At 40.2% G+C, this 16,708-nt stretch carries 17 protein-coding genes; 8 read left to right on the top strand and 9 right to left on the bottom strand.

What is annotated here, in order from left to right; all coding sequences use genetic code 11:
* The first annotated feature begins 135 nt into the window (after window positions 1-135).
* From H6G59_RS06385 to H6G59_RS06375, 3 genes are all read left to right on the top strand, one after another.
* Window positions 136-855 carry a hypothetical protein gene (locus H6G59_RS06385; protein WP_190712560.1) on the top strand — a complete coding sequence of 240 codons (720 nt, stop codon included), beginning with the start codon at window positions 136-138 and terminating at the stop codon, window positions 853-855.
* Window positions 856-1,279: 424 nt separating this feature from the next.
* Window positions 1,280-2,047, top strand: a complete 768-nt coding sequence (locus H6G59_RS06380; RefSeq protein WP_190712558.1) for a DUF1350 family protein — start codon at window positions 1,280-1,282, stop codon at window positions 2,045-2,047.
* 321 nt (window positions 2,048-2,368) lie between these two features.
* Window positions 2,369-3,508, top strand: coding sequence for a PP2C family protein-serine/threonine phosphatase (locus tag H6G59_RS06375; RefSeq protein WP_190712556.1), 1,140 nt, complete (start codon window positions 2,369-2,371; stop codon window positions 3,506-3,508).
* On the opposite strand, the gene H6G59_RS06370 is transcribed toward H6G59_RS06375, so the two are convergent.
* From H6G59_RS06370 to H6G59_RS06355, 4 genes are all read right to left on the bottom strand, one after another.
* Window positions 3,509-3,835 (bottom strand): STAS domain-containing protein, encoded by a 327-nt coding sequence (locus tag H6G59_RS06370; RefSeq protein ID WP_190712554.1) that lies wholly within the window; start codon window positions 3,833-3,835, stop codon window positions 3,509-3,511.
* Between the two features lie 225 nt (window positions 3,836-4,060).
* Window positions 4,061-4,756: a nucleotide exchange factor GrpE gene (gene grpE, locus H6G59_RS06365; protein WP_190712551.1), complete on the bottom strand. Its 696-nt coding sequence runs from the start codon at window positions 4,754-4,756 to the stop codon at window positions 4,061-4,063.
* Window positions 4,757-4,808: 52 nt separating this feature from the next.
* Window positions 4,809-5,300, bottom strand: coding sequence for a Dps family protein (locus H6G59_RS06360; protein ID WP_190712549.1), 492 nt, complete (start codon window positions 5,298-5,300; stop codon window positions 4,809-4,811).
* A 74-nt stretch (window positions 5,301-5,374) separates the two neighbouring features.
* Complete coding sequence (locus H6G59_RS06355; protein ID WP_127052090.1) at window positions 5,375-5,638, bottom strand: ParB N-terminal domain-containing protein; 264 nt, start codon at window positions 5,636-5,638, stop codon at window positions 5,375-5,377.
* 191 nt (window positions 5,639-5,829) lie between these two features.
* Here H6G59_RS06355 and H6G59_RS06350 point away from each other — a divergent pair, with 191 nt between their 5' ends.
* Entirely contained in the window at window positions 5,830-7,431 is a 1,602-nt protein-coding gene (locus H6G59_RS06350) for a SpoIID/LytB domain-containing protein (RefSeq protein WP_422601996.1), read from the top strand.
* A 200-nt stretch (window positions 7,432-7,631) separates the two neighbouring features.
* Here H6G59_RS06350 and H6G59_RS06345 read toward each other — a convergent pair whose 3' ends face one another.
* Complete coding sequence (locus tag H6G59_RS06345) at window positions 7,632-7,931, bottom strand: 2Fe-2S iron-sulfur cluster-binding protein (RefSeq protein WP_127052091.1); 300 nt, start codon at window positions 7,929-7,931, stop codon at window positions 7,632-7,634.
* 571 nt (window positions 7,932-8,502) lie between these two features.
* On the opposite strand from H6G59_RS06345, the gene H6G59_RS06340 reads away from it, so the two are divergent.
* Window positions 8,503-9,510, top strand: coding sequence for a Gfo/Idh/MocA family protein (locus H6G59_RS06340; protein ID WP_190712803.1), 1,008 nt, complete (start codon window positions 8,503-8,505; stop codon window positions 9,508-9,510).
* Window positions 9,511-10,281: a type I methionyl aminopeptidase gene (map, locus tag H6G59_RS06335; protein ID WP_190712546.1), complete on the top strand. Its 771-nt coding sequence runs from the start codon at window positions 9,511-9,513 to the stop codon at window positions 10,279-10,281. It abuts the gene before it with no gap.
* Between the two features lie 84 nt (window positions 10,282-10,365).
* On the opposite strand, the gene H6G59_RS06330 is transcribed toward map, so the two are convergent.
* Complete coding sequence (locus tag H6G59_RS06330; RefSeq protein ID WP_190712543.1) at window positions 10,366-11,199, bottom strand: rhodanese-like domain-containing protein; 834 nt, start codon at window positions 11,197-11,199, stop codon at window positions 10,366-10,368.
* Between the two features lie 57 nt (window positions 11,200-11,256).
* On the bottom strand, window positions 11,257-11,676 hold the full coding sequence (locus tag H6G59_RS06325) for a DUF6220 domain-containing protein (protein WP_190712542.1): 420 nt from the start codon (window positions 11,674-11,676) through the stop codon (window positions 11,257-11,259).
* Window positions 11,677-12,039: 363 nt separating this feature from the next.
* Here H6G59_RS06325 and H6G59_RS06320 point away from each other — a divergent pair, with 363 nt between their 5' ends.
* Both H6G59_RS06320 and H6G59_RS06315 read left to right on the top strand, forming a co-directional pair.
* Window positions 12,040-12,714, top strand: a complete 675-nt coding sequence (locus H6G59_RS06320) for a LuxR C-terminal-related transcriptional regulator (RefSeq protein WP_190712539.1) — start codon at window positions 12,040-12,042, stop codon at window positions 12,712-12,714.
* A 349-nt stretch (window positions 12,715-13,063) separates the two neighbouring features.
* Window positions 13,064-13,726 (top strand): Coq4 family protein, encoded by a 663-nt coding sequence (locus H6G59_RS06315; RefSeq protein WP_190712537.1) that lies wholly within the window; start codon window positions 13,064-13,066, stop codon window positions 13,724-13,726.
* A 19-nt stretch (window positions 13,727-13,745) separates the two neighbouring features.
* Here the strand turns inward: H6G59_RS06315 and H6G59_RS06310 are convergent, their stop codons facing one another.
* Together H6G59_RS06310 and H6G59_RS06305 are read right to left on the bottom strand one after the other, a co-directional pair.
* Window positions 13,746-15,098: a pentapeptide repeat-containing protein gene (locus tag H6G59_RS06310; protein ID WP_190712535.1), complete on the bottom strand. Its 1,353-nt coding sequence runs from the start codon at window positions 15,096-15,098 to the stop codon at window positions 13,746-13,748.
* Between the two features lie 311 nt (window positions 15,099-15,409).
* Complete coding sequence (locus tag H6G59_RS06305; RefSeq protein WP_190712533.1) at window positions 15,410-16,375, bottom strand: protochlorophyllide reductase; 966 nt, start codon at window positions 16,373-16,375, stop codon at window positions 15,410-15,412.
* Window positions 16,376-16,708: the final 333 nt, after the last annotated feature.

Raw genomic sequence — 16,708 nt, 5'->3', positions numbered from 1 at the left:
TTAGCTCAGAAGTTAATTTTTAGCTAGATAAATTTTTGTCTGCCTTTGTCTGCCAAAATGCCTGGTGTATTACTATTCTCTAAATTTGATTGCTATATTAGACTAAATCACTATTATGGCGAGGATTAAAAAGCTGTGCGGGATGATTTACAGGGCTTGGAGATTAGTCAAAAAGAACTTCAGCAATTGACTAATTTACCTGTTAGTGATAAATTGCTTATCATTACTAATCCGCTTAAAAAATGGGGAAAGCAATTAATAGCAAAAATCAAAGGTTCAGAAGGTGCTACCGTAGTTTTTATTGGATTTTCTACCTGTCTTTTTGTCTATTTACTAATTGATATAATCCTTAAATTATTTGCTCCAGAGATAAAAATTGCCTCCGGGATATTATTAATCTTACTCAGTCTTTGGCTGGGTGGCGTGACACAAACTATATTATATGTGATGTGGAAAGCTAAAAATAGCTTTCTCAAAACCAATATGACCAATTCTCTGCGAATTTTACTCAATGATGTTGAGCGCTATAATGCTGTTATTAAAGCTATCGATATTAACGACCAAATAGAAGCAGCTGGAAACCCAGAAGTAGGCATCAAGCAAAGAGAGAGGGTGATTGAAGCCTTAAATCTCACAAAAAGTGATTTAGTTCGGGCTTTAAAAACAGAAAAGATTTTACGAGAAAATAAGACTTTTATTCTTAAAAATTCTGAATTATTTGTGAATAATTTAGCTACTTTAACATCAATGCAAGTTACTGAACAAGCCAGTGAACATGGCAGATTATTAAATGAAGCATTACAAATTGCTTTAGATGTGCAGTATGAAATGAGAAAGTTACAAAGTCAGAGATGAGTAAGTAAGTCGGCGTTAAACCAAAGACTTCTATTGATTTATCGGCGTACTCTTTTATGGTTGTGGACAGGGTGGTTAGGACATCAATTGATAATGAAATTCTCACTACAAGAGGGTTTTACTCCTGAACCGGAGGTCTGCGAAGCGTCTCCTGACTCCTGCTATAGCAGCCATCCTAGGAGTATCTATATCTGCGGTCAACTATTCTATGTAGTTTCATCTGTTCGGTTAAAGACTTATAATTAGGGAACTGCGCTCCAGATGGGGATAGGCGGAGATTTTTTTATAAGTAATTAAGCGGGCATGAGATAACTCTTTCCGACGGAGGTGGGGGTAAATTCCCCATCTTCTGCTAAGAAGGGAGTAAAATTAAATAATATGAATTAAACGTTAGCGTAGCTTACCCTAGGTATCCCATATTGATATGGACTGGAAAGAAATTAGAGGTAACTGGGTAGTCATTCCCCGAAATCCCATCGGTATAATCCATTTTTTGGGAGGAGCATTTGTCGCCACTGCTCCCCATCTGACTTACCGTTGGTTACTAGAACAGTTTGCAGAAAAAGGATATGTTGTGATTGCGACTCCCTTTATCAACACATTAGATCATAGTGCGATCGCGCAATCTGTATTACTCAACTTTGAACGCACTCTAGAACGTCTATATGATTCTGGAGAATTACGCAAGCTCTACCTCCCTACCTATGGCGTTGGACATAGTATGGGTTGTAAACTCCATTTACTCATTGGGAGTCGGTTTAAAGTAGAACGTGCAGGCAATATTCTCATCTCCTTTAACAACTACACTGCCAGAGAAGCTATCCCTTTAGTAGAACAATTAAATTCTACCTTGGCCATCGAGTTTACCCCCACACCTACAGAAACCAATCAGCTTGTACAAGACAGTTATCAAATCCGGCGTAATTTAATTATAAAATTTAGCAATGATAATCTTGATCAATCCACAGCTTTAACCAAAATCCTCCAAAATCGCTTTCCAGAAATGGTGACAGTACAAACCTTATCTGGAAATCACACTACACCATTAGGTCAAGATATTAAATGGCAACCAGGAACTTCTTTCACACCATTTGATGCCTTAGGTCAATGGTTTAAGCAAGAAGTATACCGCGACTTGAACCAGCTAAAAAAATCCCTGCTCTTATGGCTCAACCCTCTTGCACCGCCATAACCCATAATAATTAATATTTGATGAATATCAAAAAAACATAAGGATTGACAATTGAGTTGGTTGAAAATGGATTAATGGTGTTATGAAATTAATAACCTGTCATGCCTGCAAATTGCATGATTATCAGCTTATATCCTAACATATCTGGTAACTGGTAGACTTTTACTTTCTTTTATTTTCCCATATAGTAGGATTCCTTTTTAATATGTGATAAAAAACCTCAACTTTAATTCTCTAGACTGCCCGTTGCCAAGAGTCATTTTATAAATCAAAGTAGGACTGCCATATAATATTTATTGATTGTATACGCTATTTATTATTATGTTTAAAATTCTAGTAATTGATGATGACCACTCAATACAGATACTCCTGAAAAGGATGTTAGAAAAACAAGGTTATCAAGTAATTACTGCTAATAATGGACAGGAAGGAATTTTACAAGCTCTAGCTTGTCCTCCAGCCCTAATTATTTGTGATTGGATTATGCCAGGTTTAACTGGGCTAGAAGTATGCGATCGCATTAAAAAAGATCCTCAGTTATCCACCACATTCTTTATTTTATTAACATCCCTAGATTCAGTTGCAGATCGCGTTAAGGGACTAGATACTGGTGCTGATGATTTTATCTCTAAACCTATCGAGCAAAATGAACTCCAAGCCAGAGTCAGAGCCGGATTACGCCTACATCAGTTAAATCGAGATTTACAAACCCAAAAGCTATTATTAGAAACAGAACTAGCAGAAGCAGCAGAATATGTAAAATCGCTTCTACCTGTGCCTATGTCTACACCTCTGGGTATTAATTCTCGATTCCTTCCCTCTCGACAACTGGGTGGTGATTGTTTTGATTATTACTGGCTTGATTCCGACTCTTTAGCAATTTATCTGTTAGATACTGCTGGACATGGACTCAGAGCCACTTTACCCTCTGTTTCTGTACTGAATTTACTTCGTTCTCGGGCGCTGAAAGGACTGAATTACTATCAGCCTAGCCAGGTATTAGCAGCATTGAATGACACCTTTCAAATGAATTATAAAAATGATAAATACTTTACTATTTGGTATGGAGTTTATAACCGAATCAATCGCCAATTAATTTATGCCAGTGGTGGACATCCACCAGCAATATTAGTATCCAAAAAATCTGCTATTAGTCCTGAAATCAAACTATTAAAAACACCAGGTATGCCTGTTGGGATGTTTCCTGAAGCCAAATATGTTGATAGCACCTGCGATATTGACAAATTTAGTAGCCTGTATATTTTTAGTGATGGTGCTTATGAGATTACTAAATCAGATGGCACTCTTTGGAGTCTAAATGGATTTATTCAGTTAATACTTAGCTTACAAAACCATGCTTTTGATTATCAACTCGATCATATACTGAATTACTTAATCAATTTAAACTCCAAAGAAGCCTTTGAGGATGATTTATCTCTCTTACAAATCAAATTCGATTAATTAATTCTTGGCAATTAAAACCTGATTAAAGGCATCTTGGCTGGGAAATATTTCAAATACCTCATTCATACTAGTCAATTCAAAAATCATCCTCACTTGCTCATTAATCGAACAGAGAACCATTTTAGTGCCAGCATCCCGGAGCATTTTGAAGGCTAACACCAGAGTTCCTAAACCAGAACTATCTAGAAACGTGATATTTTGACAATCAACTAATACAATTTTTACGCCACTTTCTAGAATTTGGGCAATGTCTTGCTGAAATTCTGATGAAGTGTCTGCGGTTAAATTTTTTTCAATTGTAAGAACTTTCACCTGCTGACTCATAATTAAGTTACTCTGATTGACTCAATGATGTTCTGTTTTAGCTAGTATATACCAATATCGGAATTAAAAAAAAATCTAATTTTCTCAAACCTATAAAATTATTTTAATTATGAAAATTAGACTAAAAATTTGAGATTCTTTAGTTAAAAAATCATATAAAATTGTTATTGTTGGACTGATAATTAGCAAATTTATGATAGAAATTGATTCATAGCAAATTAATAGTTAAGCTTGAACATTTGTGAGCCGATTCACCTTAGCTCGATAAAGCAGCTTTTCACCTTGACTGTATCCAATATAACTCACCTTCACAATTTCGCCAGGTTGGGCGGTTCCCTCCAATAATTGGTGTAATTGGGGATTATAGGGAATTTCTGCGCCCACGGAGGCGATCGCTTCCACCCCCCAAGCCTGCAATAATTTCTCTAGGGAATTCTGCACCAAAGGCACTATTTTGATCGCTTCTAGCTGGGGATTCTCCTTGGCTTTCTGCGCTGCTGTCGGCCAGAACAACAATAAAGACTCCAAAATTTGCAAACTTGACTGCTGAAACTCTTGCTGTAATAACTCTCGCTGTTGTTCGAGTGTCAGCACGATTCGCTCGTACTCTCTTTTTAAATCGGCAATTTCTTGTAATAGCTTTTTTTCAGTATTTGGGTGCTGTGTGTTGACGGTGGAACTCAGCACTTGGTACTCAGAACTCCCATCTGAAAAAGTTGCTATAAATTCACTCAATGATAGCTGTAAACTATTGGCAAGCTTAAGCAGTACCTCCACTCGCATCTGCTTAAGCTTTCCCCGTCGCAAAGACAAAATTTGCCTCTCGGAAACATTAGCAGCAAGACTTAGAGATTTAAAACTAGGAATACCCACAAGTTGCATTAAATTTTGCAACTTTTTGGTGAAAGTATCATTGAGCATAAAAAATGGGGTGTAAGGCATTGTTACCTATTATACCCCATTTTCTAAATCTCTACTCTTCCAGCAAACTTCTCAACATCCAAGCTGTTTTTTCATGAACCTGCATCCTTTGAGTTAATAAATCTGCACTAGGTTCGTCATTAACTTCATCTACTATTGGGAAGATAGATCGTGCAGTTCTGACTACGGCTTCTTGTCCTTCTACTAATAGCCGAATCATTTCCTTAGCTTTAGGAACTCCAGGAGTTTCGGGAATTGAACTCAGTTGGGCATATTCACTATAAGTTCCCGGTGCGGGATAGCCAAGCGCTCTAATCCTTTCGGCAATTAAATCAACGGCTAAGGCTAGTTCTGTATATTGTGTCTCAAACATCAAATGCAATGTTTGGAACATCGGCCCTGTGACGTTCCAATGGAAATTATGGGTTTTCAGATACAGTGAATAGGTGTCAGCCAATAAGCGAGACAATCCTTCGGCAATTTTGCCTCTACTAACATCATCAATACCGATATTCACATTTTTGACTTTTGCTGGAGATGACATAATTTTTGCTCCAAATAACTGTGTTGTTAAAGTGCTGGTTGTTTCTAAGCATTCAGCTGTCAGCTAATAGCTTTTCATGCTAAGTGCATCTTGAGAACACTCTTGGTAGCTTTGCGAACTCTGGCTATAATGGTTTCTTTGCCTAGACGTTGGCAAGCTTCATAACGATGGCAACCAGAAAAGCCATAATAACGTCCATCTACTTCCAGGACATCTATAGGTTCTTGTTGCCCAATTTCCGCAATCGATGCCATTAAGGATTGTACTTTCTGGGGATCGTTCTGACGCGGCAAGGGACGTTGAATTTGATTTAAGGGAATTTCTTGAATCCTCACCATAAGGAGTTTTGCTGATTATTTTTGTTTTGTACCTCTAAATAAATCATAGTCGTTATGACTTTAATAAGGCAAGTGTTGGACGGAAAACGGGTAATGCTATTATGGGAATGAGTATGGGACACAAAAAAAACGCTACAAAACCAATTAAAATCAGCCCCAAAACCTCACTGTGGCAGCAAAATCAAGTTTCCATGAAAATATTTTTTTGGCGTTCTGCCTACCAAATACTGACGACCTTTTGCTTATTGGGACTAACTGCTGCATCCGAACCTGTGAACAATAGCCAAGATGTGGAACTAAAAATTGGGATTGTACAGCGATTTGGAGCGACACCCGCAGCCAAGCTGGAACTAACACCAACAAAAGGCGATCGCATCAAGCTCAAATTTTCAGTAGGTAATCAGCCTCAAACCCTAGTTACATCAAACCCAGTCCAACTGGAAACAGTCATGGAAACCCTACCTGAACCCAAAGTTCAAGAGGTAGTGGTTTTAGGAAACTACCGCACCTTTGAAACAGCCGAAGACAGCGCCAAAAACTGGCGGAATCTGGGACTACAGGTAGAAATAGCCCAGCCAGAACGCTGGCAAGTATGGGCAAAACGTGATGTTTACAGCACTCCGGTACTTCGGCGCTTGCTATTAAAAAGTATTGAAACTTCAGGACAAAAACTTCCCTACCTAGATACCCAAATTCTCAAACAAGTACCGCGAGTAAGTTGGGTAGTCAACGGTAAACGCTACAGCCAAAACTATCTTGAAATTAGCAGTGACAAAAACTTAATTCGCGTCAATAAAGCCGAAAAACCTGGAAATGCGCGTCTTTATGCCGGCAAGATGAACTTGCAACCCAATGCCTACGGTACTTACTCCTTAGTTAATCAAGTCCCCTTAGAAACCTATTTGCGGGGGGTTTTACCCTATGAAATTGGGACGAGTGCGCCCAAGACATCTTTAGAAGCTCAGGCAGTGATTGCTCGCACCTATGCGCTGAGAAATTTACGCAGGTTTGTTGTTGATGACTACCAATTATGTGCAGATACCCACTGCCAAGTTTATGATGGGCTGAATGGAGTGGCTAAAACAACAGATCAAGCGATCGCAGCAACACGGGGAATGGTACTAACTTATAATCAAGAATTAGTAGACGCACTCTATTCTTCGACTACAGGTGGAGTCACTGCCTCATTTAGCGATGTCTGGAATGGTGAAGATCGTCCTTATTTGCGCCCAGTAGTAGATGCAGCCACAAATCTTTGGAACTTATCCCAGAAAAGTTTAGCAGACGAAAAAAACTTCCAACAGTTTATTAACCTGCAACAAGGATTTAATGAAAGTACCTGGGATGTGTTTCGCTGGAACAAGCAAACCAGCCTAGAGGATATTACCAAAGACTTACAGAAATTTTTGCGGGTGAAAAAGAGTCCCTATGCCAAATTTAAAACAGTTGAGGCCATAGCCGTAGTCAAACGGAGTCAAAGCGGCAGGATTCTGGATTTGGCAGTAAAAACAGATATCGGTGTGTTTATTCTCCACAAAGATGAAGTTCGCAGTGCCTTTGCCGCTCCCCGCAGTACACTTTTTTATTTGCAACCCCTCAACAAAGGTACATCAAACTTGTGGGGATACGCCTTTATAGGTGGTGGACTGGGACATGGAGTAGGATTGAGTCAAACTGGCGCTCAACATTTAGCCAAGCTAGGTTGGTCAAGTAGCAAAATTCTCCAATTCTATTATCCTGGTACACAAATTAAAATCCTTGGCAACGATATTAAGCCTTTCTTGAAAAATTAAAAAATATCACCCAGTGAAAAAACAAAAGGGGCAGAAATGGAATATCCATTTTTACTACCCCTTTTAACTTTTGTCCAAACAATAATGGAAAAAGAAATTTTGTATGAGACAACCAGAAATAAGAATGAAAAACTTTTTTTTCCTGATTGCTACCTTGTAGATGATTTTTAAGGTGCGTTGATGACAGTAACGCCTAAATCTTAGTAGAGGTCTTCTTCTTTGTGAGTTTGGATGGTTACGTCAGAGGCTGGGTAAGCCACACAAGTTAGTACATATCCAGCTTCGATTTGATCATCATCTAAGAATGATTGGTCAGATTGATCCACAGTACCCGATACAATCTTACCTGCACAGGTAGAACAAGCACCTGCACGGCAAGAGTAGGGCAAGTCAAGACCAGCTTCTTCAGCTGCATCTAGAATATAGGTATCATCATCAACGTCAATTGTTGTGTCTACCCCTTCAGCTTCGTGGATAAGTCTGACTTTGTAAGTAGCCATTTAGTATTCCTCTCTTATTGCAACGGCAGTATAAGTAATCCTAAAGCAAACAGTGCGGCTACCCCTGTAGGATCAGCCGTTTGTTCAAATTTGCTTCAATTCTGATACTACGGGAAAAATTAAACCTTGTAACCGAAAATTGACCGCGATTAGTAATGAAATTTAGTTACTTATTACTAATAAGTTTTAGTTATATAAAATCTTCGCCTGGATAGATGTGCAAACAATTTAGGACTTACACCCCAAGATTATTGCTATCAGCAGGGTATAGGGTATGGAATACGTCCATATTTCACAATATCTTAGTAGGTTAGCGTTAAAAATTGTCGTTATGACAAGGGAACAGGGAACTTTACTTTTCCTTACATATCACTCTTCGAGAAGCCGCTCCGCGTCTACGGTTTTTTTCCATTCACCTACTTTCACCAATTTCTGAACTAGCTTTTTGATAGAATGCCATAGGCATTGATAGCACTGTGACTGATTAAGTAGTCAGTAAGCAAGAGCGCTATACAAACACAAACTTAACTGTGTGCAGCAAAAAAACCAACGAACAGAACTGCTGAACATCATGTATAATTCCGATGTATTTTTGGCAAATACAATCATGCGGGTGGGTTTAGTTGGTACTGGGTATGCGGCAAAACTCCGGGCTGAAGCATTGCGGCAAGATCCGCGATCGCATTTAGTGGCGATCGCCGGACATACTCCCGAACAGACAGCAACCTTTGCTCAAGAATATCAAACCCAAGTGATGAATTCTTGGCAACAGCTAGTAGAGCGAGACGATATCGATTTAGTTGTCATCTCTACAATTAATCGAGATCATGGTAAAATTGCTCACGCTGCCCTTACTAACGACAAACACGTCATTGTCGAGTATCCCCTTTCTGTGGATGTGAAACAAGCTGAAGAACTAATCGCATTAGCCAAGTCCAAAAATAAACTGCTGCACGTCGAACATATTGAACTTTTGGGCGGTTGGCATCAAGCTTTAAAACAACATTTAGCCCAACTTGGTGAATTGTTTTATGTCCGCTACAGCACCGTTAACCCCCAGCATCCAGCACCCCGGAAGTGGACTTACAACCATGATTTCTTCGGTTTTCCTTTAACTGGCGCACTCTCTCGCTTACATCGTCTGACTGATTTGTGTGGTGAAGTCTTTACCGTGAATTGTCACCAGCGATATTGGGAAACGGAGACAGATTATTATCAATCCTGTTTATGCGTGGTTCAATTGTGCTTTACCAGTGGGTTGTTAGCTCAAGTGATTTATGGCAAAGGTGAGTCACTGTGGCAGTCAGAACGAAAATTTGAAATTAACGGCGAGAAAGGGGGGTTAATTCTGGATGGAGATACAGGAATGTTGGTGCAAGCTGAGAAAACAACGTTGATTGATTTGGGTACTCGTCGGGGTTTGTTTGCTCAAGATACGAAAATGGTATTAGACCATCTTTTTCATGGCACTCCTTTATATGTCACCCCGGAACAAAGTTTGTATACCCTCAAGGTAGCAGATGCTGCCCGGAGGGCAGCGGAAACAGGTTTAACTATATTTTTAACAAAAGAGTCATAAATGAAAACGAAAACTGAACCAATAGTTATTTTATCCCAGCGAGAAATAGAAAAAATGCGTCGGGCTGGACGTTTGGCAGCGCAACTGTTACAACATTTAGAACCTTTGGTAAAACCGGGGGTTAGTACTCTGCAACTTAATGATGAAGCGGAACGTTGGACAAAAGCCCACGGAGGGAAAAGCGCCCCTCTGGGCTATAGAGGCTTTCCTAAGTCAATTTGTACCAGTGTGAATGAGGTGATCTGTCACGGTATTCCTAATGCTAAACAGATTCTCAAGGAAGGTGACATTATCAATATTGATGTCACACCTATTGTCGATGGTTATCACGGTGATACTTCCAAGACATTTATTGTCGGTGCATCTTCTCCCAAAGTCCAAAAATTGGTGGAAGTAACAGAAGAGTGTCTTCGCTTAGGTATTGCAGAAGTGAAACCCGATGCGAAGATTGGGGATATTGGGGCAGCTATTCAAGAGTATGCTGAGGCTCAAGGCTTTTCTGTGGTGCGGGATTTTGTTGGACATGGGATTAGTAATATTTTCCACACTGCACCTGATATTCCCCATTATGGCATCAGGGGTAGAGGTAAGCGGCTGAGACCAGGTATGGTGTTTACCATTGAGCCGATGATTAATGAAGGAACCTATGAAGTAGAGATGTTGAATGATGGTTGGACTGCGGTAACACGCGATCGCAAACTATCGGCTCAATTTGAGCATACATTAGCAGTAACTGAAGATGGTGTGGAAATCCTGACTCTTCTACCATAACTACCAGATTTCTCTCCCTCAACTCTTCACAACTCACTTTTTGGGTTTGATAGGGAGAGATTCGCTTCATAACATGAGATTTCACTATTTCTCGATGGCTACATCAGGCAGGCGACTCCACTCAAACCAAGAGCCATCATAACTCCGAACATTCGGATAGCCCAATAAATACTTCAAGACAAACCATGTATATCCAGAACGCGCACCGATGGCACAGTAGGGAAACACTTCCTTATCAGCTGTAATGCCCTTACTGTGATAAAGATTTTTCAATTCGTTGAATGATTTAAAAGTTCCATCCTCGTTGAGAGTTAAGAGATGCTCAAGATGCACTGCACCTGGAATATGTCCAGTCAGTTCACCTTCTTTTGGTGGCTGATTGAAAAACCACTCACCACAATATTCTTGATGTGTTCGCACATCCAACAAAACCCGATTGCTTTGACCAATCGATGCCTGAATTTCATTATGTAATACTCGCAGATGAGTATCAGGAGTTTTGGCACGGTAATCAGTGTCAGAAAACTTGGATAACTCAGTTGCTAGGGGACGATCTTCTGACTTCCATTTCTGGTAGCCGCCATTGAGAACTCGGACATTCTTATGCCCAAAGACTTTCAACAACCAGAAAATCCAGGCTCCCGTTCCCGGATAACTGCCGTAGGCAATCACTGTTGTGTCATTAGTGATGCCTGAACGTGCCATAAGCTTCTCAAAGGCTCGCGGATCTAAATTCATCTTCAAATCAGGCAATAGTAAGTCTGAAAAAATGTTCCAGAAGACAGCACCAGGTATGTGAGCATTTTGGTACCGCTCTGAACTCATATCCACTTCAAGAATGCGGACGTTTGGATCATTGAGATGATTTGCAAGCCACTGGGTATCAACTAGAGTGGATGGATCAGCGTATTGAGACACTTGTATTTCTCCTCTAATTTCGCTAAAAGAATTAAAAGTTGTGTTTTCTGGTCGGATTTATTCTTGGTTGTGGTTGGGAAATAAGATGCGCGATGTCCGATGAACTAAGGTTGTAGAAATAGAGAATAAAGAAAAGCCAATGAGTGGGTGGAACACTGCTAAAGGAAAAGAAGTCTTCAAGTGAATTGTGAGAAATTGCAGTCCCAGCAGCACTGGCATACTTGCTGTCAGATGCTGAACTCTTGGGGGAAATGGAATCAAAAACACCCATACCAACAAAATTAGTGAGAGTCCGCTGTATCCTCGCACAAGCCAAATATGTAAGTTCCACCAATCAGAGTTGTAAAAGTAAGCCAGTCCCACACTGAATACTTGGGCTGCTAAACAGAGATTGAAAAACACTGCTGCTATCAAAAAACCGATTTGAAGCCAGCGCCCTGATATCTGTTTGTCATCAATGCCAGAATTTACAGTCATGGTAAAGTCATCCAAAAAAAGCAAACAAATTAGTCATTGGTTATTGGTCATTGGTCATTGGTCATTGGTCATTAATAAGAGAACTCCACAAAAAAGATGATCCAAATTTCTGCAACTAAAATGACCTTTCCTCCCCCTGCTCCCCGCTCCCTGCCCCCCTGCTCTCAAAACGACGGGATATTTTTTTATTTGGAAGTCTCTAAAGAGTTTTTTGGTACATACCTCGCAACAGAGTGGGCGAAAAAACTAAGGACTAAGGACTAATAACTAATGACTCCGCGAAGCGGTTTGATGTGACTAAAGCTAAGATAAGTCTGGTTGCGATACTACGCCTAGACCTCGAAAGGGTACATTTTGCTAATCATGACTGCCTTACAATCTCTATTTCATGCAATTGCTGAAGCTAAAGATGAACAGACGTTGCGTTTTTTCATATCTACACAAATGAGTGAGTATTTTACAGCTACACGATGTAGGCTGTTTTTCTTTGCTCAAATTTCTCTAGTTGACAGCAATATCCAAAAAGCATTGCAAATTGCATTATCGCCAAAACACAATCCAGTTGTGCGCTACTTGGTAGAACGCCATGCCCCTGTTCATGAAGCTTTAGTAGTAGAACCTAAGACTTGGAAGTTGATTTGTCCTCGTGCTGACCACTGGCACGTCATGGCAGGGCCAATTGTCAGCAATGGTCAGTTAGTGGGCGTGGTAGGTTTGACCCGTGAGCAAGGAATGGCTGCCTTTGATTCACAAAATCTTACAGATTTGAGTGCGCTTTGTCTGCACATTTCTACTTGGGTGACATCGGCAAAATCGCTACACCCACTATTACAGACAGAGCGTTTAACGCCTCGTGAAGTGCAAATTGCTTCCTTGGTGGCTCAAGGACAAACCAATGCAGAAATTAGTGCTGAACTTTGGATTACTGAAAACTCTGTCAAGCAAGCTTTAAAAAGAATGTTTCGCAAGCTTGAGGTTTCATCTCGTACTCAGATGGTTGCAAAGCTTTCCACGGTTTCAAAATCAATGATTTTTTAACTCAGGTTAAGTAGGTGGGTATTAAAAATTGTCGTTATGACAAGGGAACAGGGAACGGGGAACAGGCAACAGGGAAAACGTTTTGGGCAACTTTATCTTTCGTTACATACTTGGAAATTTTACCGCCTACTTACTTACCTACTTAATTTTGTTATCTCCCCAACTGATTGGGAATACCTTCACAACCACCAGGAATTGTGCCTCTGGTTTTTTCGCCACCCCAAGCGCATTACCTGCTAAACATTACGCCTCAACTTATTTATGACGCGCACTCCCTCTAAACTGTCTTCTGGGTTAGAATTTGTTGAGGTCAAACTAAAAACATAAACTTTAACACAGGTTTTTAAATATGCAGTCTGTAGAGTCATCAGACCAAATATGGCAGGATAGCGTAATTGAGACTATTGTCAATTTTACAAAAGCGGCTGATGGAGATTTTGAGCATATTGGCAAACTGGCTAATGTTGTGAATGATTCCTATAGCTTGGACAAGATAATTGATTTTCTCTCCAGCACTCCCCAAGGAAAACAAGCTTTTGAAAAGCGTCCACGGGTGGGTAATATTGATCTGCAAAAGCTGTATAGTCTACCAGTTAATACCTTTGGATATGCCTATGCTCAACATATGCTAGAAAACAATTTACAACCTTTACAACCAGGGCTAGTAGAAAATGATTACCAATTTTTCTCAGCACATATCACCGAAACCCATGATATTTGGCATATCGTTACTGGTTCTAATACAAATATCCTGGGTGAAATCCAATTAGAAGCTTTCTATGTTTCTCAGTTATACGCGACGCGGTTTTGGCTGGCATTGTTAACGAAAAATCTGCTTAAAGCTGTTGTTTATGATATTGAGCTTTCGACAAAATACATGGATTCTATAGCTCAAGGATGGATAATGGCAAAACAGGCTAAACCTCTATTTGGCATTGAATGGAATCTTTTGTGGGAAACTCCATTGGATGATGTGCGTACTTCCTTAAACATCATTCTCCCAGATAGCTAAAAGCTGAATTGTGGCAACTTTATCTCCCCAACTGATTGGGAATTCCTTCACAACCACCGGGAATTGTCTTTCTGGATTCTTCACCACACCAAGCGCAGCAGTAACAACGGGCTGATTCAGACATTCTTTGGACGTTGCTAAAATCGGCTTTTTCCACAACTGCACCGGTGTGTTCTCCTGTATCATAGTCAGGTGGGTTGATACGACTGCGGGGTGAGGCTTTTTCCACTGAACCATAGAAGAAACGCACTCCGTTTAAATCAGCATTGCTGAGATTGGCACCATATAAAATGGTACGGGATAGATTAGCTTTTACTAAGTCGCAACCGCTAAGATTAGCACGAACTAGATTAGCTTCACTTAAATCAGTCCAACGTAAATCATTACCAGCAAGGTCTGAACCTGCTAACATTACTCCTAAGTCGATGACGCGCACACCTTCTAATCGGTCTTCAGCGTAGCCACCGATACCGTCGAGAATGGCTCTACCTAAACGACGATCGCGTTTTAATGGTGTCAGCAATTTGGAACGGGAGAGAAAACGGAGAATTTTGGCTTTACCACTACCATCTACACTACTAAAAATAGCGGCAGTTCGTCCTTCTGCGATCGCTCTTTCTTGCGGCCAATCTTCTAATAATCCTTCTTCGTCAAGTACCAAGTCGGAAACACCTTGGAAGTAAGAATCAATTGTTTGCTGTTGAGTAATAATATTTTGCTGTACTGTGAGCAGGTTTTGTTGAATAGTTAAGTCTTTAGAAATCACATATTGTCGCCAAGCCACGTAAACGGCAATAATGGCAATGGAAATTTGCCCTAAAGCACCAAACCATTCGGCTAAAGTTCCTGAAGCTTCCCAGTTAATTTTACGTCCCCAACGCAGGAGGTTATCACCCACACCAGCAAATCTAAATAAGCCAGTAATGCCTACTAATAACCCCATAAAGGCTACAAATAAGGTTCTATCTTGGGGAGAAAACCATTCTTGCATGAGATCTTTTAGCCAAGGGAAAAGCATTGCCACCGATAACACCAAAGTTCCCAAAGTTCCCAAGATACCCAGAAACGAGTTATTAATAGCAATACCAATAAAAGTGAGAGCGATCGCTAGTAAAGTAAAAACTAATGCCCTTGGTTTAACTATAATATTATGACTAGATGCTTCTTTGAAGTTAGACGAAGCTCGTTTTAGGGCATTTGTATTTTGGGAAGACTGTAAAGACGAAATTGCTGATAAAGCTTGTTGTGCAGCCAACCCTTCTGCGGTTAGTCCATTTTCACTTGTATCAACGTCAAAGTCATCTGGTTGCAAGTCTTGGTCTAGTTTGGGTTCTGGCTGAGGTGGATGAGCGGAATTAGATTCAATCGTCATGCTTTCTATTTTCTCATACTTTTTTCTAACCCAGATTAACAAATCTCATCTTAAAAAAATTTTGAGTAATTTTAACAGCGTAGCACCCTGAAATTAGCTTAAATCTCAGGGTGCTATCGGTAATCTGTGTTTTTTACTTACTTTTCAACCTCTCTAACCAACCTGTCTCTAAATCTCTCTCCCACAAGGAAAGAAACTTTGATTTTCGTTTTTCCTTTTCCCTCTCCTTTTAGGAGAGGGTTAGGGAGAGGTTCTTGGGATTGAGGTTTTGCGGTATCAATTGATTTTGAGAAAACCAAAAAAAGAATTTTTTAAGCTAGTCCCACTAATTTTTCGCTCAGTTCCCACAGACGCTTGGCTTTATCATCATCGCTTGCTTCGTTGGAAACTTCTTGCACAAAGGACTTGCGGTCTTTTTTCTGTCTATTACCCCAACTCCAATACATACCAGATTCATTGTATGCAGGATCAGCAACCACTTCTGCTACCCTCTTCCCAGCATCCTCTTCTGACACATACCCCCCAGTAATGTATTTCTGAAATAGGGGGAAGAGTTTCTGAAATAGGGGATAATGGTCACGGAATAAAGCTGTGGTTGCCACACACCCAGGATAGAGAGAACTAAAAGTGATACCGGTTGACTCATGATAACGTCGATGCAGTTCCTTCATAGTCAGAACATTGCAAACTTTACTATCTTTATAAGCCTTGACAGGTTCAAATTTCTTACCATCAATCATTGAGTGAGGTGCTTTAAATCCTGCTTCAAAGCCTTGTAAATTGCCCAAATCTGGACGAGGTGGAATTTTTCCTCCTAATTCTTTCGGGTTGTGTGTCACAGTTCCCAAAATTACGAGTCTAGGTTCTGAAGCTGATGATTTTTTCAAATCCTCTAACATCAAGTTACACAAGAGGAAATGACCGAGGTGATTTGTAGCCACACTTAACTCGTATCCATCTACACTCCACAACGGTTCTTTGATTAACGGCATATATATTGCCGCGTTGCAAACTAAAGCATCTAACGATCTACCAGTGTTCCTAAAGTCTTTAACAAACTGTCGCACACTGTCTAAAGAGGCTAAATCAAGATGTATAATTGTATAGCTGTCCTTTGGTATTCCCACGGTTTGGGCAGCTGTTTCGGTTTTTGATAAATCCCGACAGGCCATTACTACGTGCCATTGACCAGTTTGGGCAAGAGCTTTTGCGGCTTGCAAACCGACACCTGAGGATGCGCCCGTAATTACGACGGTTGACTTCCGATGTTGTTCCATTCTGTTCAGACTGCGTTGACTGTAGTTGAGTTTCTATATGATCTCACACCATGATCACTAGTACCGCTTTGCGGAATTCGTAATTCGTAATAATGCAATGCTTACAGTCCCGCTAGGGATATTCCGTAAGGGTTGTAGACTTAAACAATGGTGGCTTATTTATGCCGTACTGTACTAGCAGATATGATTACCTATAACTAGAGGCCGACAACAGGGAAGGTAAACAGTGATAATTAATAAGGTCTCTATGTAAATTAATTGATTAATTTTACTTCATCATGGTATGATACGTATGCTTTAAGCAAAGCTTGTCCAAATCTTCATTTTTTCCTC

This window comes from Anabaena lutea FACHB-196 (assembly GCF_014698305.1).
GTDB classification, from domain to species: Bacteria; Cyanobacteriota; Cyanobacteriia; order Cyanobacteriales; family Nostocaceae; genus Anabaena; species Anabaena lutea.
The sequence above is the reverse complement of the archived record's forward strand: the minus strand, read 5'-3'. Positions and strand labels throughout refer to the sequence as shown.